The 22,495-nt window shown below is 39.1% G+C and carries 18 protein-coding genes and 1 tRNA gene; 11 read left to right on the plus strand and 8 right to left on the minus strand.

What is annotated here, in order from left to right:
* The first annotated feature begins 17 nt into the window (after positions 1–17).
* The 3 genes from G5B43_RS01495 to G5B43_RS01505 all read left to right on the plus strand — a co-directional run bounded on the left by G5B43_RS01495 (position 18) and on the right by G5B43_RS01505 (position 1,997).
* Positions 18–485, plus strand: coding sequence for a hypothetical protein (locus tag G5B43_RS01495; protein WP_165292943.1), 468 nt, complete (start codon positions 18–20; stop codon positions 483–485).
* A 113-nt stretch (positions 486–598) separates the two neighbouring features.
* Entirely contained in the window at positions 599–976 is a 378-nt protein-coding gene (locus G5B43_RS01500) for a hypothetical protein (RefSeq protein ID WP_165292944.1), read from the plus strand.
* Positions 977–1,052: 76 nt separating this feature from the next.
* Positions 1,053–1,997: a helix-turn-helix transcriptional regulator gene (locus G5B43_RS01505; protein WP_165292945.1), complete on the plus strand. Its 945-nt coding sequence runs from the start codon at positions 1,053–1,055 to the stop codon at positions 1,995–1,997.
* Positions 1,998–2,067: 70 nt separating this feature from the next.
* On the opposite strand, the gene G5B43_RS01510 is transcribed toward G5B43_RS01505, so the two are convergent.
* Entirely contained in the window at positions 2,068–2,541 is a 474-nt protein-coding gene (locus G5B43_RS01510; protein ID WP_165292946.1) for a DinB family protein, read from the minus strand.
* 215 nt (positions 2,542–2,756) lie between these two features.
* Between G5B43_RS01510 and G5B43_RS01515 the strand changes: the two genes are divergently transcribed.
* Positions 2,757–2,844 (plus strand) — tRNA-Ser (locus G5B43_RS01515).
* A 271-nt stretch (positions 2,845–3,115) separates the two neighbouring features.
* Here the strand turns inward: G5B43_RS01515 and G5B43_RS01520 are convergent.
* Complete coding sequence (locus tag G5B43_RS01520) at positions 3,116–3,958, minus strand: helix-turn-helix domain-containing protein (protein WP_165292947.1); 843 nt, start codon at positions 3,956–3,958, stop codon at positions 3,116–3,118.
* A 228-nt stretch (positions 3,959–4,186) separates the two neighbouring features.
* On the opposite strand from G5B43_RS01520, the gene nhaA reads away from it, so the two are divergent.
* The 5 genes from nhaA to G5B43_RS01545 all read left to right on the plus strand — a co-directional run bounded on the left by nhaA (position 4,187) and on the right by G5B43_RS01545 (position 10,677).
* Entirely contained in the window at positions 4,187–5,362 is a 1,176-nt protein-coding gene (gene nhaA / locus G5B43_RS01525; protein WP_165292948.1) for a Na+/H+ antiporter NhaA, read from the plus strand.
* A gap of 155 nt (positions 5,363–5,517) precedes the next feature.
* The gene (locus G5B43_RS01530) at positions 5,518–6,897 is read left to right on the plus strand and encodes a TrkH family potassium uptake protein (protein ID WP_165292949.1); all 1,380 of its coding nucleotides are present in this window, start codon (positions 5,518–5,520) and stop codon (positions 6,895–6,897) included.
* 10 nt (positions 6,898–6,907) lie between these two features.
* Positions 6,908–7,585, plus strand: a complete 678-nt coding sequence (locus G5B43_RS01535) for a potassium channel family protein (protein WP_165292950.1) — start codon at positions 6,908–6,910, stop codon at positions 7,583–7,585.
* Between the two features lie 597 nt (positions 7,586–8,182).
* Positions 8,183–9,679: a sodium/proline symporter PutP gene (putP, locus tag G5B43_RS01540; RefSeq protein ID WP_165292951.1), complete on the plus strand. Its 1,497-nt coding sequence runs from the start codon at positions 8,183–8,185 to the stop codon at positions 9,677–9,679.
* A 185-nt stretch (positions 9,680–9,864) separates the two neighbouring features.
* The gene (locus G5B43_RS01545) at positions 9,865–10,677 is read left to right on the plus strand and encodes an AraC family transcriptional regulator (protein WP_165292952.1); all 813 of its coding nucleotides are present in this window, start codon (positions 9,865–9,867) and stop codon (positions 10,675–10,677) included.
* Here the strand turns inward: G5B43_RS01545 and G5B43_RS01550 are convergent.
* The 3 genes from G5B43_RS01550 to G5B43_RS01560 all read right to left on the minus strand — a co-directional run bounded on the left by G5B43_RS01550 (position 10,674) and on the right by G5B43_RS01560 (position 14,276).
* On the minus strand, positions 10,674–13,121 hold the full coding sequence (locus G5B43_RS01550) for a TonB-dependent receptor (protein WP_165292953.1): 2,448 nt from the start codon (positions 13,119–13,121) through the stop codon (positions 10,674–10,676). The two genes, G5B43_RS01545 and G5B43_RS01550, sit on opposite strands and share 4 nt — an antisense overlap.
* 167 nt (positions 13,122–13,288) lie before the next feature.
* Positions 13,289–13,651, minus strand: a complete 363-nt coding sequence (locus G5B43_RS01555) for a hypothetical protein (RefSeq protein WP_165292954.1) — start codon at positions 13,649–13,651, stop codon at positions 13,289–13,291.
* Positions 13,629–14,276, minus strand: coding sequence for a hypothetical protein (locus G5B43_RS01560; RefSeq protein ID WP_165292955.1), 648 nt, complete (start codon positions 14,274–14,276; stop codon positions 13,629–13,631). Before G5B43_RS01560 ends, G5B43_RS01555 begins: the two co-directional genes overlap by 23 nt.
* A 145-nt stretch (positions 14,277–14,421) precedes the next feature.
* On the opposite strand from G5B43_RS01560, the gene G5B43_RS01565 reads away from it, so the two are divergent.
* Entirely contained in the window at positions 14,422–16,434 is a 2,013-nt protein-coding gene (locus tag G5B43_RS01565; protein WP_240904687.1) for a M13 family metallopeptidase, read from the plus strand.
* A gap of 41 nt (positions 16,435–16,475) precedes the next feature.
* Here the strand turns inward: G5B43_RS01565 and G5B43_RS01570 are convergent, their stop codons facing one another.
* The gene (locus G5B43_RS01570) at positions 16,476–17,600 is read right to left on the minus strand and encodes a PAS domain-containing sensor histidine kinase (protein ID WP_165292956.1); all 1,125 of its coding nucleotides are present in this window, start codon (positions 17,598–17,600) and stop codon (positions 16,476–16,478) included.
* Positions 17,601–18,122: 522 nt separating this feature from the next.
* On the opposite strand from G5B43_RS01570, the gene G5B43_RS01575 reads away from it, so the two are divergent.
* Entirely contained in the window at positions 18,123–18,635 is a 513-nt protein-coding gene (locus tag G5B43_RS01575; protein ID WP_165292957.1) for an RNA polymerase sigma factor, read from the plus strand.
* A 41-nt stretch (positions 18,636–18,676) separates the two neighbouring features.
* Here the strand turns inward: G5B43_RS01575 and G5B43_RS01580 are convergent, their stop codons facing one another.
* Positions 18,677–19,123 (minus strand): DoxX family protein, encoded by a 447-nt coding sequence (locus tag G5B43_RS01580; protein WP_165292958.1) that lies wholly within the window; start codon positions 19,121–19,123, stop codon positions 18,677–18,679.
* A 153-nt stretch (positions 19,124–19,276) separates the two neighbouring features.
* Positions 19,277–22,468 (minus strand): efflux RND transporter permease subunit, encoded by a 3,192-nt coding sequence (locus G5B43_RS01585; RefSeq protein ID WP_165292959.1) that lies wholly within the window; start codon positions 22,466–22,468, stop codon positions 19,277–19,279.
* Between the last annotated feature and the right edge of the window lie 27 nt (positions 22,469–22,495).

Below are 22,495 nucleotides of genomic sequence, written 5' to 3' on the forward strand. Positions count from 1 at the left end.
CAACGTCATATTTTTTTATGGAAAACAATGAAAATATACATACCGATCAGCTACAAGACTTAATTCAAGTCTTGACAGAACGGATAGAAGTTTACACAAATGCTGTTTCTTCAGTAGACCCTGACAAGGATGTGGATCTCATCGCTTTTTTCGAAAAAAGTATGCAATTATCACAACAGTTTAAATCAGAACTCGTTGTGATCTTGCCAAAAGAAGGTTTGTCACCTTCTGAAAAGCAATGGACACCAGGCGAACTGTACCACAAATGGGAGAAACGAGATCCGTGCATCCACGCTTCTGGCCGTGAGCAGGTACTTGAATCATGTGAAAAGATGGAGGAAATTATACAGGACATTTTTAAACAGATCCTTTCATCTAAAAACAATTTCTCTGAAAATACAATTGCGATCCTCAAAAGCCAAGCGGCACTCCAACAAGAAATATACGAGTTGATAAAAGACTTGAAGAGGAAAACGGCGACTTAATTTGGAGTCCGGAAAAGATAGTTAATAATTGTTAACAAATCCTTTGAAAAGATTACTGGCATCCATATTGTAACAAATAAGTGACAACTGGTAAATAATTAAAAAATAGATATATGAAAACGAGTATGAAAATTTTAGGCCTATTATTCATCACATTCATCGCTTTTACTTCTTGTAGTAAAGACGACGATCCTGCAGATAACGATCTCTTTCTAGGTAAGTACGAAGGATCTGTTTCATTTAGTAGTACCGATGACGAAGATGTTTCCGAGCCAAACGGATCGGTTACCGTTACTAAAGTTGGTAACAACTATACGTTCAATTTTTCGAACGGTATTCCGACTCTAGGTGATATTACGATGGAAAAAGGAGACAATAACACACTTGTCTTCAGCGACGGAGAAATTGGAACCATCCGAATTACAGCCTCCACGTTGCATATCGCATATAATAGGGATAATCGTATATGGACAGCTGATTGTTCCAGATAGAAATAGACTCCATAAAACAAAAGAAGGCCAATCGAGGATTGGCCTTCTTTTGTTTCAAAATGTTTACTTTTACAATATGGATGTGACGAAGCGGTTTAACCGAATTATTGCCATTTATTTTCAGCTACAGGCTAAACCTATCGTAAGATCACAGGATCTTGCCGAACAGTTCGACGTTAGTCAACGCACAATTTATCGTGACATCAAAGCTTTAGAGCAAGCGGGTATTCCCATATATGGCGAAGCCGGCACCGGTTATGGTTTAGTGGAAGGATATCGATTACCTCCTACTAAATTTTCCAGAGAAGAAATTTTGACACTTGCCGCAGCGGAAAAGTTAATGCAGAAATTTGTGGATCCTGACTTATTTCGGCATTTTAGTGCTGTACTCAATAAAATTAAGGCATATCTCCGTTATAGTGATAAACTAAATGTCAATTTATTGGAAGAAAATATGTTGATGGGATCGCTTGCACATCGATTTAACGAGAACGTTCCTTCGGCATTATCCATATTATTTGAAAGTATAGCGCAGCATAAAGTGGTTGATATGGAATATCAAAGCGGCTCATCTGTCAAACCTATACATCGAGAAATTGAACCCGTAGGTGTCTTCCACCAGGGAAATTATTGGTATTTTATGGCATATTGTCATTTACGTAAAGATTACCGTCAATTTCGCATCGACCGCATTCAGAAAATTCAATTAACATCTGTTTCCTTTATTAAAGAACATAAGCCGTTATCATATTACCTAGCAAAAGAAGATCCTTCTCCGACCATAACCATACGCATTTGTGTGCCGTTAGTGTACGCACGGCATATGGAATGGGAACGCTCCTATTACGGATTTGTATCAGAAGAGATAACCGATGCGGGCGTAATCATGACTTTCGAGTGTAAAAATATGGAACAAGAATTTGCCCGATGGTATCTCATGTTTGCAGATGAAGCCAAAATTTTAGAACCGAATGAATTGAAGGATCGAGTAAAAGAGTTAGTTTCTAACATTCGTATCTAAACTATATATAAAAAATGCCTCTACGTAACGTAGAGGCATTTATCAGCGTCACTTCCTTCTCTGCCTGCCGTTAGGGTCTGTCCCAGAAGAAAGGAGGTTCGATACCTAACGCCCGAAGATACACGAACCCCTGTGCTCGGTGGTGAATTTCATTGTCAATAAAATATAGCAGATTGCTGTATATCGGAAAATTATATTCTCCGAATAAGTTATGCGTAACGTGAAAATCTTCCTCAGGAATCTGATTGAACAATTCAATGATTTTGGGCGTGTCAGCATCCCACTTTGCCAGCAGCTCTTCTTTAGTATCCAAAGCGAGTTTATGGTCATAAGATTGATCATTTCTTTCGACAATTCCTCGTAAACCGGGTTCTGCAATCGATAATAGCTCCTTAATCAAGTCCGAAAACGGCCGCATTCCACCGATCGAAAATTCAAAAAGTTCTTTCTCAGGAAATTTTTCAAGTGTACGACGTGTTAAATCGCGATGACCTAACCAATGTTTTAAAAGCTCTTCTTTTGTTAAAATTGCTGTAGTTTTCATACTATTAAATAATTAAGATTCAATAAATAATGTTGTTCAAATTGTTATTGTTAGAACAAAATTATATCTGATCGTGACAACAGTATGTCAGCAGCATTTCTTATTTCAACATAAATTTTAGAAATCGTTAGCTCTTGAAATGCCGAAAGAGTCTATATTTAATTATATATAAATTAGTTTCTGAAGATAAATATTGTATATTTGCAATCGCATTTGGAAAGGTGTCAGAGTGGTCGAATGAGCAGACCTGGAAAGTCTGTATACGGGATGACCGTATCGAGGGTTCGAATCCCTCCCTTTCCGCAAAGCTTTAATCGAAAGGTTAAAGCTTTTTTTATTTCTAAAGCATCTTCATTTCGCTAATGAAGGGGATGAGAACCCATAGGGTTCGACTTGAAGAGGGTTCAAGGCTGAGTATGGGGGATGTGGGACTGAACCAATCCCTCCCTTTCCGCAGAGCTTTAATCTAACGGTTGAAGCTTTTTTATTTCTATTTACGGTTTAGCTACTCGGCTTAGTGGGAGGTATTCGAACAGAAGGGCTGGTTGAAGCTTTTTTATTTCCTACAGTTTAGTTAATTCCAAGCATAATTAGACGGTGATATGCCGATGTACCTCTTAAAATCCTTGAAAAAATGGTTATAATCATAATACCCCGAATGTAAAGCTACATTAAATATATCGTCTGATCTATTTTCTTTGTAATCTCCGTATGTATAAATAAATCGCTGAAGTGAAATATATTTTTTAGGAGGAATACCTACGTATTTAACAAAATTTCTGTAAAGCCATTTTGAATTGACTCTTTTTCCCAATTGATGAAGAACGTCGGAAACTGTAGTATCCCCCCTTCTTTCTTCGATGTATTCCATGGCGGTACTCAATATATGTGGAAAGCAATCGTTAGTTGGACACGTTGACAGAGCATCATCCAAAAAGGAAATCCTTTGGGATATTTTTTTCCTTTCAAACATTTTGTCAAAGACTTGCATCCAGTTTTCATCCATAATGTCTTCCAAATTATGTATAGGTTTTGAATGGAATACAGATGGATTAATATTAAATATCGAATAAAAAGAAGATGGTTTGAAACGCAGAACCAAAATATACTCAAGGTCTTTTGGCACCTCCCAATGAGTATCTTTAATAACTCCACAACAAATCCAAGAAGATTTGAATTTTAGCATTTCACCCTTTTCCTTTAAATGAACCGTATCGGATTTTCGCGGCATAAAAATAAGGGACGGTAGACCATCATTAAACAAAGGTTGATTGGATTTCAAGTCCATGCACGGAAAAACATAGACTCCAAAAAAATGTTCATTTTTTAGTTGCTTATATACGATATCTTTTCTCCATACCAGTCTTGATTTGGGAAAAACAGCTGATTTAATCTTTTGTAAAAAAACTAATGGCATAGTGAGTGTAATATTAAGAAATAAACCTATTTAACGTCATAGCAAGTGTCCAATTTTATTTTCTACTCTTTTTGCCTAATTCTATTGTTAATCATAGACAAGAAGTATCAATTATACTAAAATAGTTTTTAATATGAATAAACGATCTGCATTGATGTCCGATTCTTACTTTTCTAATCTATCTGTTTATACTATTTTTGATCGTTTAGATTATGTACCACGCTTATTATGCTTAAAACTATTAAACACTTCATTCATTCTCCGACCAGTGGGGGAATAATTCTTTTCGTCTGTGTAGTCGTATCGTTAGCTCTCGCCAATTCACCGCTCGGAGCTTCATTTGAAAGGGTATTGAATACGTCACTTGGCTTTGAGACAAATTCTGTACACCTAAAATATTCTGTCGCCCTATGGATAAATGATGGCTTGATGGCTATTTTCTTTCTTTTGGTGGGACTGGAGATAAAAAGGGAGTTGGTGAGCGGAGAATTGTCTACTCCTCGGCAAGCCCTACTTCCCATATTGTGTGCTGTTGGAGGAGCTGTAGTACCGGCAGGTATATACCTTTTGGTCAATCAAGGAACAGAAACCGCAAGCGGATGGGGAATCCCAATGGCTACAGACATCGCATTTGCCTTGGCCGTCGTTGCAATGTTGGGCAAGAGGGTTCCGGGTTCGTTAAAGATATTTTTAGCCGCCTTGGCTATCGTAGATGACCTTATTGCTATTTTAGTGATTGCTATCTTCTATTCAGCTGAACTACATACAGTGTACCTGTTGTACGCCTTTGCGATATTAGTATTGCTCATTCTCTTTAATAGGATGGGTGTCAAATCGTTGGCATTGTATCTCATTCCCGGTCTTTTCATATGGTATTTTATCCATCATTCAGGCATCCACGCGACCATCGCCGGAGTATTGACTGCCATGACCATACCATTGATTGTTAAAGGAAATGGGGAACCGCCTTTGCTGAAATTGGAACACGCTCTCACCACCCCAGTAAACTTTCTGATTGTACCCATGTTCGCTCTCGCCAACACCAATATACGGTTTGAGGACGGTATGTTAGCGGGCCTGGTTTCACCGCTCGGAATAGGGATTACATTAGGGCTTATGTTGGGCAAACCCGTCGGTATCTTTCTAATGACTAAGTTGGCTATCGTACTGCGCATCGGTTCTATGCCACAGGGAGCATCTTGGATACAGGTTATCGGAATAGCTCTTTTGGCGGGTATTGGTTTTACGATGTCCATCTTTATCGCCTTGTTGTCTTTTTCGGATAGTTTTCTGATTGCCGAGGCAAAGTTTTCCATTTTGGTAGCTTCGCTACTTTCGGGAGTTATCGGATACGTTCTGTTGAGTAGAAAAGCCTCCTTGTTGAAAGAGGAGGACAAAAACTAATACATAACAATAAAGGTATGAAAAGAATAGCGCTGCATTAGCAAATATTGATAGGTATCTTAGCCGGTATTTGATAACATTGCTTGTGAAAATACAATCACAAATTCGGATATCAAAATATTTTATAGCTTTGCCTCGGTCTTATCATTTTTGAAATGAAAAAGAGTTTGTACAACCCAGCCCAACTATTTATATTCAGTTTTTTTATGCTGATTATTGGAGGCGCATTATTGTTGAAACTTCCATTTGCCCTGAATGAACCGCTATCGTGGACAGACGCTTTATTTACTTCTACCAGTGCAGTATGTGTCACAGGATTGATTGTTGTAGATACAGCCGCACATTTTACCGTTTGGGGGCAACTGATTATTATGTTGTTAATACAAGCCGGAGGAATAGGTATTTTAAGCTTTGCGGGCCTTTTCAGCTATTTCCTTAAGGGCGGAAGTTCATACGAAAATCAATTGACCATTGGTGGTTTCTCCAACACGGAAAGAATGTCCGAGGTTTTTGATCTTCTAAAGCATACTATACTGATTACTTTTGGAATTGAGATGGTAGGTGCGCTTGCCATTTACAGTAGTATTGGAAATGAGATTTCATCTTTAGGTATCAACAGAGTATTCTTCTCTCTATTCCATGCCATTTCGGCTTTCTGTAATGCGGGTTTTTCTATTTTACCAGCAGGCTTAATGGATACAACTGTAGTCTTCAACTACAACTTTCAGTTGATTATAACCTTGATTTATATTTTTGGAGGGTTGGGATTCCCTATTGTAATTAATATATTAGCTTATCTAAAACATATCATAAAACGACTAATTGGAATATGGTCGTTAAAAAAAAACCTACACCGACCCTGGGTACTAAACATCAACAGCAAAATCAATCTCCTTACCACCGCAGTAATTTCCATTGTAGCTACATTCGTGATTTTCTGCAATGAATATAACCATGTACTCGAAGACCATGAAGGTATCGGTAAATTTGCGATTGCTTTTGCTACCGCAACTACACCCAGAACAGCAGGTTTCAATAGTATCGACTTCGGTTCCTTACAGTTTTCGTCCATTCTGTTCATCATCCTATTGATGTGGATCGGTGCTTCACCAAATTCTACGGGAGGTGGTATAAAAACGAGCACATTTGCAATAGCCCTGTTAAATGTGCTTAGTTTGGCACGAGGAAAAAACAGAACTGAGATATTCAAAAGAGAGATCAGCGGAATATCGATACAGCGTGCCTTTGCAACGATGTTCTTGTCTTTTATGACTATCGGAATAGGTGTCTTCGTCATTTCATTCTTTGAACCTCAACGCCCCTTACTTGATATTGCTTTTGAGTGCTTCTCGGCTTATAATACAGTTGGACTTTCTTTGGGAATGACTGCTGATTTCGTTTTCGGCAGTAAGGTTGTATTAATCTTCCTAATGTTCATCGGTCGCGTGACGATGCTCTCTGTTATGATTGCTTTTATAAAGAAAACTAAATATACACATTATCGTTATGCTCCAGAAGAATTGACAGTATATTAATATTTACATCATGAAGTTCATAGTAATAGGTTTAGGAAATTTCGGTGCTTCTTTAGCGGAGAAGCTTACCATGCACGGCAATGAGGTCGTAGGTGTAGATCAGCGTATAGAAAGAATTACAGCTTTGAAAGAAAAGATAACACACTGCGTTTGCCTTGATGCTACCGATGAAACCGCTTTCCACACTTTACCGCTTAAAAATACAGATGTCGTAGTAGTGGCTATTGGAGAAGATGAGGGGGCAAACATCATGGTTACCGCACTCTGTAAAGAGGCGTCCGTAAAACGCCTGATCAGCAGAGCAGTCAATCGGTTACATGAAAAAGTCTTGACCGCCTTGGGAGTCTCGGAAATTGCCCATCCAGAGGAAGAATCCGCCGAACGTTGGTCTAAAAAACTTTGTATGACAGGCCTGGTCGACTCATTTGAATTAAACAGCAACTATAGTATCGTCGAGGCTATTGTACCCGATAAATATATCGGTAAAAGTATCCAAGAGATAGGCTTTCGCGAAAAATATGAGCTATTGGTATTGACAATTTTAAAAAGTAAGGAACAAAAGACATCCTTTGGAAGCAGTATGGTTACAACAATACTACACGGTATTCCCAAACCCAACACAGTTTTGGAAAAAGGTGATATTTTGGCTATCTATGGATATAATGACCACATTAAATCATTTTTATAGGAGTCTTCGTGATATTATCTGTTTAATCGGGATTATGCCACAATTAAGTATGCTTATCAGATGTCAATAACACGCTGTATCTTTGAATTAACAAGACAGGCGTCTGTCGATTTGGCATAACAGCTCTTATCAAGATATTGTATATCAGCTCCTTAAGAAAGTTCCTTCCAAGAGGTTTCCAAAAGAATGCTCTTTTCTAATTTCGATTTTCATTCCGTTAACCTAAATTGATCTATCCTATCCGGCGAATTATTGGTCATGGATATGGACCAAAGCACATGAAAAGATTGTTAATGCTTCCGAACACGGCGATGAGACAACGAAGCCTCTTGATATTTCATTTTTTTTTTATACCTTTATGATAGCCTTTTGCACTAAATGTGAGTTTGGATAAAAATCTTGGGAAGTGCAGAGTGAATTTATCGAAAACGTTCTGCCGTCATTACTTTATAATGTACGCCTCAATGTTATCCGATTTTATCATCAACCTACGAACGTAGGTTTCTTAATATTGATTTCCCCATTCCTAGACTTTCACACTTTCACGAAAGAGCTTAGTATTGTATTGTTATTTAAAACTAAATAAAACGATTACCAATGAACATTTATGAGCTGATTTCCATAGGTCTATATGTATTAATTATGATTTTGATAGGTATCTATGGATATCGAAAGTCGACAAGCAACTCTGAAGAATTTCTAATCGGTGGACGTAAGATGGGGCCTTTCGTAACCGCGCTATCTGCGGGAGCGTCTGATATGAGCGGATGGTTACTGATGGGACTACCCGGAGCAATGTATATGATGGGATTGTCAGGCTCTTGGCTCGCGATTGGGCTTACCACGGGAGCGTTCCTTAATTACCTCGTCGTTGCCCCTCGATTACGTGTATACACCGAAGTAGCTAATAATGCGATAACATTACCTGTTTTTTTCGAGAACCGGTTTCGAGACAAATCACAACTATTAAAATTGGTTTCCTCTATTTTTATTTTGGTTTTCTTTACATTGTATACCTCCGCAGGGATGGTTTCGGGAGGAAGACTTTTTGAATCGGCTTTCAATATGGATTATAATGTTGGACTTTGGGTGACGTCGTTAGTCGTGGTATTCTATACGTTCATTGGAGGTTTTATGGCAGTTAGTTTAACAGATGCAGTGCAGGGAACTATTATGGTCATCGCTTTGATATTGATACCTACTGTCGTCGTTTTCCGATTAGATGGTGTAGAGGAAACTTTAAATGTTATCACAACCAAAAACATCAACTATGTAGATATGTTGCGAGGAACTACAGCTATATCTATTGTGTCGCTTCTGGCATGGGGATTGGGGTATTTTGGACAGCCGCATATTTTGGTTCGCTTTATGGCTATTGATAGTGTAAAGGACATTAAGAAAGCAAGACGTGTAGGAATGACTTGGATGATAGGGACTGTCTTGGGGTCTCTGCTTCTCGGTTTTTTTGGAATCGCTTACCTTCAACGATTCGATATAGAAATGATGTCGAAGTTTGATGAGTCTCGGGAATTATCCGAGACGATATTCATATATCTTTCAAAAGCACTTTTTCATCCCATCATCGGCGGATTTCTACTTTCAGCTATTCTTGCAGCCGTGATGAGCACGATATCTTCCCAACTTTTAGTGACCTCCAGTTCGATGACAGAAGATATATACAAGACGTTCTTTAACAAACACGCAAACGCCAAGAACATGCTCATTATGAGCCGCATATCAGTACTTGTCGTCGCGGTCGTGGCATTCTTACTCGCACTGAATCCGCGTGAAAGCATTCTGGGATTAGTAGGTAATGCGTGGGCAGGTTTTGGAGCAGCTTTCGGTCCTCTGATTATTTTGTCATTACTATGGAAGCGTATGACCGCAATAGCCGGATTGGTAGGTATGTTAGTGGGTGGAGCGACTGTCTTACTCTGGATTTATGTCCCTCATAACTATAAAGAGCTATATGAAATTATTCCAGGTTTTGTTTTAAGCTTTCTGACAATTGTGATAGTTTCCTTACTAAGTAAACCTGTGTCCAAAGAAATCGAAACGGAGTTTGAAGATGTACGGAAAAGAACCTCAAGCTGAAAAATTTAACATAAACAGGCCATGGCAACTATCCGAACTTCAACGATATTAACGGTCTCATCGTCTTGTACCCAATACGCCTAGATTTAATAACGTCGTGGCTTTGGATCTATTAACAGAAAGATGATGAATATACGAAAACGGGGGTATACAATTTTTTATTAGATTTGGATCGTTTATAAACGATGATAGATAGAAAAAAAATCCAAGTAAAAGACAAGCTGGAATACCAAACACTTATAAAGGTAGTTACTTTTGATCTTTCAAAAAATGTCACTGATCCTCATAAGCACAATGGTTATCTCGAACTTGTGTTTCTTTCCTCCACCACAGGCAGACATTATATTGATGGAAGAGAAACAATAATAAAAACACCATGCTTATTGGTGATCAAAAAAGATAACGTACATCACTGGGAATTGACCAACCCAGTGAAAGGACTTGTTCTATTGGTTAAGAATCAATTTGTTGACCAGAGCTTAGATTTTGAGATCAATAGACTGGTGGATAGGATTAGTCAGTTTGATACGATATATTTTAATCAAGCTACAACCATTGAAAATCTATTAGAACTATTGGCCGTCGAAGAAAACAGGGCCTGTCAAGAAGGTTTGTTCAAAGCAATTTTGGCCAAGGTTCTAGAGTATACGACGGATTCGAGACGAAGTAGATCAGTTCAGCACGATATTTACATTAGGTTCTGTGCGCTGCTAAATGAAGATCCAAGAGTTGTAAACCATGTGGCGTATTATGCTTCGAAATTGCACACTAGCCCTCAGAACTTGAATGCCGCCTGTAAAAGAAATATCAACCTAACGGCTTCGGAAGTATTGGCCGGATGCATCATTAAAGAAGCTAAGAGATTACTCTTGTACACAACCAATTCTATATCAGAAGTGGCTTATAAATTAGGTTTTTCAGACAAATCAAATTTTTCTAAATATTTCAAACGGTATACCGGCATTACGCCAACCGACTTTAGGAAGCAAGAATCTTAAAACTCTTTTTCCCCAAATTCACTTTTCGGTAATTTTAAGATCTGATTTAATTTATGAAGATTAAAATTTAAGTTAACTAAAAATACGTTCTTTTCATAAATATAATTTGTCGTTGTATAGAAATCGTTGGAGAAAGTTGTGATCCGTTGTTCGTTCACCCCCCAATCACCAAGCTCGATAAACTGCCACTGCAGTTGAGCAGTTACTGCTTGTTTTAGGAAAGTCTTACTTAGATTAAAATGAGGAGTCACAAATCTCGAGTCCATACCTTGTACCGTCGGTCTTTCTGATAGGTAGTTTATTTGCAAGCCTGTGCTCCAATTTTTTCGAAAATCAACTTGGACACCGGCGTTGATAGAGTATACCCAATCCCGATTTGTTCTCGTTTCCAGATAATCCAATACTTGACCTGAGACTTTATAATTATATAGATTAAATCCACCGTTTACCTTCAACCGAGACAGCACTTTGCCTTCCCCGCCTAATTCAACTCCATAGCGGGAAGCATAATCGGCATTGGTGAAAACACGGTGAAGGATAGTATCAGCATAAACAGAATTTACACGTTGAATCGGGTTTTTGGTATGTTGGTAGTAAGCATTTAAAAAGATACTACCCTTGTCTAATTTCTTTACCACTCCTGTTTCTGCATTTGCGGTAAATTCAGGCAACAATTCTGGGTCTCCCTGTTCAAGGGTTTCAGAATGTTCACGTTCAGGGATAGGGTTAAGCTCAAAGTTATTGTTTCGCTGAACTCTCCTCGCTGCTGCTAATTTCCATGACCACCCAGAGCCTAGATCATGCATTAAATTAAAGGTAGGATATAATTGATGAATGGCATATGGATATTCCTGATTGGTATTTAGCAAAAGTAAATCGCGTTGATAATATTCGTAACGCAAACCTAACGAAAGCTGTGTATTCGTGAAGTTATGGTCGTATTGGCTAAAAAAAGCATGAACTGTATTGGTTGCATTCAGTTTTCCAGTAAATTCCGGGATCAATTCAAGATTATTTCTCCCATTTTCTGAAGCGAGGTATTCGAAGTTACCTTTCTGTTTATCGTTCCTTAATTGATATCCCGTTAATAAATCTGCGTTTTCTAGCGTCCAGCTATGTTGTAATGAAAGCCTTAATCCTTTCAGTGGATTGGTATACGTGTTATGCGTCCATTGTATCGTGTCGTTTCCGTTTTCGATATTTCCATTTTTAGTGGAACCATAAATGTCAGCATATTCGTAAATGGCACCTAATTGTAGGGAATGAGTAGCGTTGATTTTATATTGATAGGAAAAATCCAATAGATAAAATTCTCCTTGTTTATTTTGGAGGTTAGGATTAAAGTAGTTTGTTCTGGATATTTCTTGGTTTGTGGATGGTCTAATCGTCCTATTGGTGTAGTGGATATCGGCAACCCTGTCCTGAAACCTTCTGGAAGCCAGTACACCTAAATTCATGGAATGCTTGTCGGATATTTCATAAGCACCATTTAACCTGATCCCAAAATTATATTTATTAAAGCTTCTTTCCCCTTTTGAAGGGAAGAAGGTCTGCCGGTCTCCGATAATAGTATTGACATCTCCATCTCGAAATCCGGCATTGTCATTTCTTAAGTAGTTCGCTGAACCATTCAGTTCCAATTTGTCTTGCCGGTATTGGAACGCAATGTCGCCGCCAAAACGCTTTTGGCTTTCGCGGTTATCGTAATCGTCAATACTCGGTAATCCACCTTGGAGGTTGAGTATCCACGCAAATCCGTTGGTCAAAGATTTTTTTGTCTTTAGGTTAATGATACCGCCTTTGCCATCCGGGTCAAATTGAGCGGTAGGACTGGTTATATATTCGACCTCTGCAACATCATTGGCTGCTATCTGGTTTAAGATAGTTGCCTGATCGAGCAACGATGGTTTTCCATTGATTAGTACGATTATCCCCGTATTGCCGCGGACATTGATATTCCCGTTGGCATCTACAGACGCAGATGGTAAGTTCTTCACGATATCCAACGCCGTTCCACCAATGGCATTTTTATATTGACTTGCTTGGTAGGTTTGTCTGTCACCACTATGTTTTTGTTCTGCCGCGCTGGCAATAACTGTAACCTGCCCTAAACTATTATCAGCAAGGGAGATGAGGACGCTTCCAAGATCAATCTTCTTTTGGTTTCCAATTTCAATAGCCAGTCTCTTTTGCTTGTAGCCTATAAATTTAACGGTTAAGTTGTATTTTTTTCCGTTTTGTAAATTGGAAAAATTAAAACTACCTAATGAATCTGTTATCATGCCGTCAACAACGTTATGGCTAGCATCCAGTAATACGACACTGGCATACGCAATAGCTTTCGTCGAAAGGGAATCCTTAACAACGCCGGAAAGCTTTGAACTTTGTGCAAGTGCTGTTTGGATAGTCAAGAAAAAAAAGGTCACGATGAGGAATCTGTTCATAAAATCTAATTTTTCCAAAAGTAGGAAAGAATGGTGAGTGAAAGAGGTGTGTTTCAAATTATACCATTTTTTTTTCAAATTAACCTCTTTCGTTCACTTATATCCTGATCCATTATCATTATATAGAATGGATGTCCTTCCAACATTGACGATTCAGGGCTTTCTGATTACATTAAGTTCCAATCGAAATAGATAGCGGATGCTTTGAGGGCCTCGTTTATATAACTGAAATTAAAGTCAATGTAATCTTGTCTGGAGCTTTCGACATCAGAACAACAAAACCGACGATTAACATAGAAGTACAGACGGAAAGAACCGCTCCTCTCCTCTTCGCTATATTTAAAAAAAGAAACACCAAAGTTTTCCACTTCTGGAGCGCCATCTCTATCCTCCAGATTATCGAAAACAAATGCTTTGATCCGTGCTATTTGCTGCTTCGTCAATAGATCCAGCAGGAAACTAGGTTGCTCCCGACATTTATCGAACAAGGACAACGGAATAGGTATCTCAACGGTGATCGTGGGTTGCATATGCATATATAATAATTTTTTCTATTGTGCTCCATGTGGGGAAATGTTTCTCTAATAATCCTCTTTTGATGCTTTTTCCTATGCCGCCGTAATCGGCTACGGCCTTAAAAGAACAATAGGCAATAGCCTCTAACGACAGGTTTGACAGTTCTTTATCAAAACAAATGCGCTCTTTTCTCCGTTGTATGACGTAGGGCCTATTTTTATTTTTCCGGAACGCGATATGTGAAATCATCACGCCCAATATTTCTTCCCATTGACCAATATGATGTAATACAAGTCGTTGTAACAGTTCTTCCCTTATCTTTGTTTTTTCTGCTAACGACATCCGACCTCCTTTAATATAGCAATGAATGATGTCGCCATTGATAAAGGGCGCCTTTTTTCTTGCAAATAACTTGATCGGCCAATACCTGTCAAATACCTCCAACCGTTCTTCTGTACATAGTGATGCACTTGAAAGTCTTGTTTGCAGAAGATTACGTATAGTCCACACAGCTTCGGTATTGGGCATGCTTACCGGTACTCGTATGATTTTTTTATGTTCATTCCACCGGAGTACCTCTACCTCTCGTCTCGCACTGACAAGAATGTCTATTTCGTGACCGTCCACTACCCATATCATAAGAGCAATATACGGAAAAATCCAAATCTTCCCACGCAATCGTTACTTTTCATATTCTTAAGTTTTATTATGTTTGCATACTAAAACTAAATGACAAAATGGGAAACTTGCCTCGACTGTAGGTTTCCGAATTAAAAAACAACTTATGATGAAAAAATTTCTTGGACTGGCCACTGTCTTAGTAATGACAGCCGGATGTAACGGCACGCGAGAACAACATCAAGCGATCGATTTATCGCAAATGGACACTACCGTCCGTCCACAAGATGATTTCTACCATTATGTCAATGGCAACTGGATGAAAACAGCAGAGATTCCTGCTGACAAAGCACGCTGGGGTTCTTTTGATGAACTTCGTGAAAACACCGACGAGGCGGTATTAAAGATTCTGAAGGCGTCGCTAAACGAAACGTTTGAGAAAGGTACAGATGGACAAAAGATTGCGGATCTATACAAATCCTATGTGGATATAGAGAACCGTAATCAATTGGGCGCAGATCCGATCAAACCCTATCTTGAAAAAATTGATGCTATCGAGAACATGGACGATCTCTATAATTACTTGGTAGAAGTCGGTCCGGAAGGTGGAAATCCTTTCTTTGGTGGTTATGTGTATGCACACATGAAAAACAGTGACATTAACGCCGTTTATCTGAGCGGTGGAAGTTTAGGCTTAGGGCGTTCCTACTACCAGAAAGTGGACGAGAAAAACACCGAAACACTAGAACAATATGCTACTTTCGCTTCTACATTATACAATAAAGTAAATCAAGCTGATGAGGATGCTATAGGCCCTAAAATTGTAGCATTTGAGAAGGAAATTGCTTCTTATCTCAAAACCATCGAAGAGTCACGTGACGCACAAAAACGGTACAATCCGGTTGCAGTAGCAGATTTAGGAAAGATGGTCAAAAACATCGATGTTGCGAAATACATCAAAGAAATCGGTTTTACAGCAGACACGGTGATCATTAGCGAGATCAACTATTACAAGAATCTTGATAAAATTTTTACACCCGAGAAGCTTCCGCAGATTAAGGAGTACCTGAAGTTCAATGTCATGAACGATGCGACCAATTATCTTTCTACCGAGCTGGACGAATTAGCTTTTGAGTTTTACGGACGCCAACTAAAAGGGCAGAAAGAGCAACGCGATATGGAGAAACGCGGTCTAGATTTTGTAAACGGTTCAGCTGGTGAACTATTGGGGAAACTATATGTGAAAGAAAATTTCCCGCCGGAAGCAAAAGCGGCTTGTGAAGAGTTAGTACAATATCTTATCAAGTCTTTCGAAGTACATATCAACGACTTGGACTGGATGTCCGCGGTAACGAAAGAGAAAGCCCTGGAAAAATTGGCAAAATTTAATGTTAAGATCGGCTATCCGGATAAATGGAAAGACTATTCGAAAATGGAAGTTGGCACTTCCCTCTTCGAGAACGTAAATTCCCTAAATCGCTGGGCATTCGAAGACAATCTCGCAAAACAAGGTAAACCGGTGGATAAAACAGAATGGAGTATGACACCGCAAACGGTAAATGCATATTACAGCCCTCTGTTCAACGAGATTGTTTTTCCCGCTGCTATTCTTCAAGCACCATTCTATGATTATCGTGCTGATGCAGCTGTAAACTTTGGAGGTATCGGCGCAGTTATTGGACACGAATTATCTCATGGATTCGACGACTCCGGTTCGCAATACGATGGAAATGGAAATCTAAATAACTGGTGGACACCGGAAGACAAAAAGAAGTTTGACGCAGCTGCAGATGCGCTTGTTGCGCAATTTGAAGCATATGAGCCTGTACCTGGTGTTTTTGTCAACGGACGATTTACCTTGGGTGAAAATATTGGAGATCTCGGTGGTTCGTCGGTAGCATTTGATGCATTGAAGATGTATTTGAATGACAACGGAACCCCTGGTTTAATTGATGGATTTACCCCTGAACAACGATTCTTTTTGTCGTGGGCAACTATCTGGAGAACAAAAACGACGGATGAATTTGTCGTAAACCAAGTAAAAACCGACCCACACTCTCCTGCACAATACCGAGCTGTTGCTCCCATTGTTAATCTTGATGGCTTCCACGATGCATTCAATACGAAAGAGGGCGATGAGATGTATAAGCCAAAAGAAGAACGTATCAAAATCTGGTAATTGATACCTACAAAAAATCCCGTATTGTGCGATACGGGATTTTAATCATCCGTTCGCTCCACATCACCTCTACATTGAGTAATTTCTGGAAAAGCAAGTTCGACAGTGGTCCCCTTGTCTACCGTGCTAGAAAGTGTTATTTTTCCTTTAAGACGGGTCATGATTTTCTTTACTACACATAACCCTATACCTGTTCCAGGAAAACCTTCCGTGTTCGAAGCACGATGAAACTGTTGAAAAACAGACTCCAATTCCTTTTTCGGGATGCCAATTCCGTTGTCTTGTACCGTATACACAATATACCCCTGTTTTTTTGAGCTATTAATCTCTACGATAGGTTTCTTTTGTTTGGAGGAGTATTTTACAGCGTTACTGATAATATTGAAAAATATCTGATATAGTATCCCTTCATCTCCATATAAATATTTCAATTGCCCTATTTTAAAAACACAATCGGTACTGTTGTACAATGTCTGACTTTCGAGACATATTTTTCGAATAGTTTTCTCTAAAGAAACACATTCATTGTCGTATTTTAGCATACGAGCCTGATTCAATTGTATTTTATGTCCTATGATTTGCTCCATGCTGGTAAGAGCATCTAAAATAATGGTAGTCCATTTATACTTCTCGGCTTTAGTAAGCGAATCTTTCGTTTGCATGTATTGTGCTCCCATTTTGGCTATGGATAGCGGATTTTTCAGATCATGTGATAATGTTCTAGTCAATACCTCCAATTCATTATTAAATGCAAGGATATCATCCTGCTCTTGTACTCTTTCTAAAGCACGACGACGGGAAGACACATCCGTTGCCGTGTGGATTATAGCGTACGTTTTCCCATCGTCATCTAAAACAGCCTGATAACTAAAATCAAAATATTTAAGTTCCGTAACCTTGTTAATCGCTACATTTGCTGGATATTCTTTTGCCTCGTAAGTCTCGCCTGTTATCCACACGTTTTTTAATATTTCCGTGAAGCCTTGCTCCGTAAATTCTGGAAAAACATCGCCAAAACAGTGTCCAATAATCTCCTCACCTCGTCCCCAGATTTCGTACATAGCGTCGTTAACGAATGCGATACGTATGTCCACCGTATCATAAATAGCAGTGGCTCCCTTGGATTGCTGTAGGATTTCTAAAAATAAGTTTTCGTATCGATTCATTTCTATGATAAGCGGACGGTATTCAATATATCGACAAGATAACAAATGTTGGGAAATTTTGTTTTGTTTTCGCTATTATAAAAAAAAGGGACAATCAGAAGCCGGCAAGTACTAAAATGGATACAATACACGCATTGGTGCCTTGAACGAAAACGAAAGCAGATTAAGTCTGAATTAGATAAAAGAGATAAAAAAAACAATAAAAAGCCATGTTTTACACGGTAAATACGCGGTAATATATGAGATAAATATCTGATATTGTTCTTCACGATATTTATACGCTTGCAAAAAATAAAATACCTGTTTTACTTTTCGCGACTAAACCATTTCATTTTGAGGAAAAAACGCTAAACAACCTTTTCTCTATAATTTGAGCTTCTTAGGAAAATAACACCTTATACGTATTTTCATCATTTTTCAAATTAGGCATCTGTTTCACAGTCCTTTCCACATTAGTTTGCATTGTTTTTGTTCCATTTATGCTAACACATCGAACGTAAACTAGATAAAAACATCAAGACTATGGAAAGCAAAAAATTAAATCTAGCGCTATTAGAAAACCAAAGCATTCTAAAAAATATAGCGTTTAAGTTTACTAAAGATCCGGAAGAAATTAACGAACTTGTCCAAGAAACGCTGGTGCGTTCTATTAAGTATCTCGACAATTTTTTCAACAATCCGAAATTGGTTTCGTGGTTATATGTGATTATGAAGAATGTATATATCAATCATTACAGACGTAATCAACGACATACGGAATACGAAAATTTCCAAAGTGCTGGATACAGAGAAGAAGGTTGTTCAGAACCATTTACAATCAATACTGTAGAGGGAAAGTTTGTGATGAAGGACATACGCGACGCATTAAAGAAGTTGCCACAGGATCATTATGAACTTTTTGTACAATATATGGAAGGGTATAAATATCGTGAACTTTCCGATCACTTTGGTTTACCCGAAGGCACTGTAAAAACCCGTATACACCATACACGAAAGTTTCTACAAAAACAGTTATCGATATATAGAAAAGGATAAGATGAACAGAGACGTAGCTGTGCTACGTCTCTGTCTCTATTTTAAATAGACCGTTTATAGCCTGGTTTGTCCATTAAATTATCTAACGAATACCTCCCAGAACCTACGATTAAAAATACGAACAACAAAATTAGAACAACTAAAGAAATCCAAAACTCGGAATTGAGAAAGTTGAAACCGTTCGTAATATTTACAAAAAACACGGCTCCAATAAGTATCGGTATTTGAAAGATAACGGCAAGACGTGTCTGAAAACCAAAGATAATAAATAATCCGCCAACAAGGTGAGCGAATACTACGTAATGAACAGCCGACCAGATAGAGAGCTGAAAGTTCGTTTGCCGGATGAGATCCGCAACTGCATCACGGTCATTTACGAAACTGATTCCTTTCGCAAAAATAACAATACCGAGAAAGATTCTTAAGATGTCAAGCCAACGCGGGTGATGTGCATCACCCCATCTGCCAATTTTTTGTACAAGATTCATATAACCTCCTTTTTGAACAAATAATCATTTATCCATTGCAATTTTAAAATGCGGTTTATAAGCTACAGAATAATGCACAAAAATCGTGCTTAATTAAAAAAAGAGGCCAACACACTTAGGTTGGCCTCTTTTTCCAGTTTGTGATTCTAAAAACTAATATTTGACTTCCATTTCATCTACGTAATCTTCGTTTTCTACATAGTCAGCCACCATCAATTCAGCATAATTTTCTTTCTCTTTTTTACCAAATCTTCGACTGATACTATCGAAAATAGAATAGACTACTGGCACAACAACCAACGTTAGGAAAAGTGATGATAAGAGCCCTCCAATAATCACAATCGCGAGTCCTCGGTTCATATCTGCTCCATCACCTGTTGCTAAAGCAATCGGAATCATACCAACCACCATCGCAATCGTGGTCATTAAGATCGGACGAAAACGGGCATGGTTTGCGGCGACAAGCGCGTCGTATGTAGTAGCACCCGCATCCTTCCTGTGATTCGCGAAATCTACCAATAGAATAGCATTCTTTGCCACCAAGCCGATCAACATAATAATACCTAGGATGGTAAAGATGTTCAAGGTTTGGTTTGCAATCGCCAAGGCCAATAACGCCCCGATGAAAGACAATGGGATAGAAAACAGGACGACAAAGGGCGTCATAAAGCTATCGTAAAGTGCTACCATGACTAGATACACTAATAGAATAGCGGCAATTAGTGCCACTCCCAAGGTGCCAAACCCTTCTTCCTGATTTTCCATGTTACCTCCCCACATATAGGAAACACCGGGTTTCATCGTCATGGTATTGTTATCGAGTTGGTTTTGAATTTCCGTTTCCCACTCAGCTGCTACCGTACCCACCGGACGCCCCACTACTTGTGCTTGTACAGATACGGACGGTGATTTATCCCTGCGTTCCAACAGACTCGGACCAGATGCAAAAGTAACATCCGCAAATTGCGATAATTTAATTGCTTGTCCTTCTTGATTAATGAATTTTAAATTCCGAACGTCCTCAATGTTTCCACGTCCGAACTCATCATAACGGATATTTATATCGTATTCTGTATCGCCTGCCCGGAACTTTGTATCCGTATTTCCGGAAAATGCCGTTTGCATGGCCATTCCGACTGTCGCCACGTTCAGCCCTAACGAATTCATTTTATCCCGATTTACTTCTACACTGATCTCTGGATTGCCATCTTCCGATGTCAACTCAATTTCTGATGCACCCGGTACACCTCGAAGAATATCAGCAAAGGAACGTGCCGTCTCTAATGCGTCCTCCGGAGAAGCGCCAACCACCGTCATCATCAATGGAGCTTGTTCTGCGCCCATAATTCCCATATTAACGGTTTTGAGTTTCGCACCCACTAAAACATTTTCCATCTCACGCTTCAACTTCGCAGAATAGACTTTGGTAGATTCGATCTTATTATATCCGTTTTCTAAAATAATATGAATTTCCGCTTTATATTTTGTACCACCGGCGTTCATCATCCCGTCAGAAGCCTGTCCTACGGTCGTAATCATTCGCTCTATTTCCGATTTCTGTGCTAAATAGTTTTCAGCTTTTTGGACTAAGAAGTTGGTTTGTTCCAACGAAGCATCTTTGTTAATCTCCATTTGCAGGTAAAACTCTCCTTTGTCATTTCCTGGGAAAAAGTCTGACCCAATATATCCCATACCGACAAGCGCAAAGGATGCGAACAGTAAACCGATAGAAATAAGCAACACCATCACTTTATTCAACCGGCGCTTCAACGACCACTTCAGTATCCCCGAAATCCAGTTCGTCAACTTTGTGAGTCCACCTTCGAAACCGTGAAGGATACCGCCAAAAAATGATGTCTTATCAATGTGCGACAGTTTCCCGATACGCGAATATAACCACGGCACAATCGTAAACGACACCAAGAATGAAAGCAGCGTAGAAACCATTACCGTTACACAGAACTGTCGCAAGATGTCAGATACCAAACCAGACGACATAGCAATAGGTAGGAATACGACCACGATAACCAAAGTAATTGCCGAAACTGTAAAACCAATTTCCTTCGCGCCATCGTATGAAGCACGTACCTTGTTCTTTCCCATTTCCATGTGGCGGTGGATGTTCTCGATAACCACAATCGCATCATCCACAAGGATACCTACAACTAAAGATAGCCCGAGAAGGGACATCAAGTTTAATGTATAGCCCAACATATTTAAAAAGATGAAGGTAGCTATCAGCGATAATGGGATGGCCACTACGGCAATAAACGCGTCACGCAAACTGTGGAGAAAGAACAACATGATAAACGCCACCAATGCAATCGCAATCATTAAGTCATGAATAACGTTATTTGCAGCGGTCAACGTATAGTCTGTAGTATCGTTGGCTATTGTAATATCCACTCCCTCTGCCGAATAATCCGCTTTGACGACATCAATTTCTGCTTTTACCAATTCGGAAACGGCAACAGCGTTAGCATCAGACTGTTTAAACACCTGCATTAAAATGGTATTTTTCCGATCAATACGGGATATTTTTTCGATATCTTTAATACCATCCTGTACATCGGCAACATCTCGCAAACGAACAGCTGCTCCACTTGGCGTGGTAATAGGTAAATCGCGTAACTCGTCAATGCTCGTGAATTTACCCGCTAAGCGTAGCGTTGTCTGGTTTTTCCGCGTTTTTACATTTCCTGTCGGAAAGTCCAAATTGGCCGCTTCAATGGATTGTTGTACTTGTGAAACAGAGAGACCATATCCTTCCAATTTGTTTGGGTTGATGCTCACCTGTATTTCACGTTCTTCCCCTCCAATCATATCGACTTTTGCTACACCATTGATACGGGCAAAAACAGGTTGAATTTTCTGATCCAGCAAGTCGTATAGATCTTTTTCAGATAAGTTTGATGTCACCGATAGGTTGATGATTGGCACATCATCCAGCGAAAATTTGGACAATGCAGGTGTTTCCACATCGTCCGGAAACTCATTGACGACAGCGTTTATCTTACGCTGCGCATCAGTAAGTAGGAAGTTGACATCAGCTCCGGTGTTCAACGTAATCATGACCACAGAGACGGACTCCATCGACTTCGACTCTATTTTCTTAACATTTTCTAGCGAAGCAACAGCATCCTCTACGACTTTCGTTACAGACGTTTCCACCTCAGAAGGTGCTGCCCCTGGATACACCGTCTGAACGGTGATGACATTGATCTCAAATTTAGGCACAAGTTCGTACCCCATCTGCGTATAGGAGAATATTCCACCAAGCGTAAGTATAATAAACAATACTATAATTATACTTGGTCTTTTTATTGATATTTCAGAAATCTTCATCTAAATAAATTATTTATGCGTATGCGA

This window comes from Sphingobacterium sp. SGR-19 (assembly GCF_011043555.1).
In the GTDB taxonomy this organism is placed as follows: domain Bacteria; phylum Bacteroidota; class Bacteroidia; order Sphingobacteriales; family Sphingobacteriaceae; genus Sphingobacterium.

Coding starts and splice junctions, on each gene's coding strand:
- G5B43_RS01495 (WP_165292943.1), top strand. CDS start 18: ATGGAAAACAATGAAAATATACATACCGATCAGCTACAAGACTTAATT.
- G5B43_RS01500 (WP_165292944.1), top strand. CDS start 599: ATGAAAACGAGTATGAAAATTTTAGGCCTATTATTCATCACATTCATC.
- G5B43_RS01505 (WP_165292945.1), top strand. CDS start 1,053: ATGGATGTGACGAAGCGGTTTAACCGAATTATTGCCATTTATTTTCAG.
- G5B43_RS01510 (WP_165292946.1), bottom strand. CDS start 2,541: ATGAAAACTACAGCAATTTTAACAAAAGAAGAGCTTTTAAAACATTGG.
- G5B43_RS01520 (WP_165292947.1), bottom strand. CDS start 3,958: ATGCCATTAGTTTTTTTACAAAAGATTAAATCAGCTGTTTTTCCCAAA.
- nhaA (WP_165292948.1), top strand. CDS start 4,187: ATGCTTAAAACTATTAAACACTTCATTCATTCTCCGACCAGTGGGGGA.
- G5B43_RS01530 (WP_165292949.1), top strand. CDS start 5,518: ATGAAAAAGAGTTTGTACAACCCAGCCCAACTATTTATATTCAGTTTT.
- G5B43_RS01535 (WP_165292950.1), top strand. CDS start 6,908: ATGAAGTTCATAGTAATAGGTTTAGGAAATTTCGGTGCTTCTTTAGCG.
- putP (WP_165292951.1), top strand. CDS start 8,183: ATGAACATTTATGAGCTGATTTCCATAGGTCTATATGTATTAATTATG.
- G5B43_RS01545 (WP_165292952.1), top strand. CDS start 9,865: ATGATAGATAGAAAAAAAATCCAAGTAAAAGACAAGCTGGAATACCAA.
- G5B43_RS01550 (WP_165292953.1), bottom strand. CDS start 13,121: ATGAACAGATTCCTCATCGTGACCTTTTTTTTCTTGACTATCCAAACA.
- G5B43_RS01555 (WP_165292954.1), bottom strand. CDS start 13,651: ATGCAACCCACGATCACCGTTGAGATACCTATTCCGTTGTCCTTGTTC.
- G5B43_RS01560 (WP_165292955.1), bottom strand. CDS start 14,276: ATGATATGGGTAGTGGACGGTCACGAAATAGACATTCTTGTCAGTGCG.
- G5B43_RS01565 (WP_240904687.1), top strand. CDS start 14,422: ATGATGAAAAAATTTCTTGGACTGGCCACTGTCTTAGTAATGACAGCC.
- G5B43_RS01570 (WP_165292956.1), bottom strand. CDS start 17,600: ATGAATCGATACGAAAACTTATTTTTAGAAATCCTACAGCAATCCAAG.
- G5B43_RS01575 (WP_165292957.1), top strand. CDS start 18,123: ATGGAAAGCAAAAAATTAAATCTAGCGCTATTAGAAAACCAAAGCATT.
- G5B43_RS01580 (WP_165292958.1), bottom strand. CDS start 19,123: ATGAATCTTGTACAAAAAATTGGCAGATGGGGTGATGCACATCACCCG.
- G5B43_RS01585 (WP_165292959.1), bottom strand. CDS start 22,468: ATGAAGATTTCTGAAATATCAATAAAAAGACCAAGTATAATTATAGTA.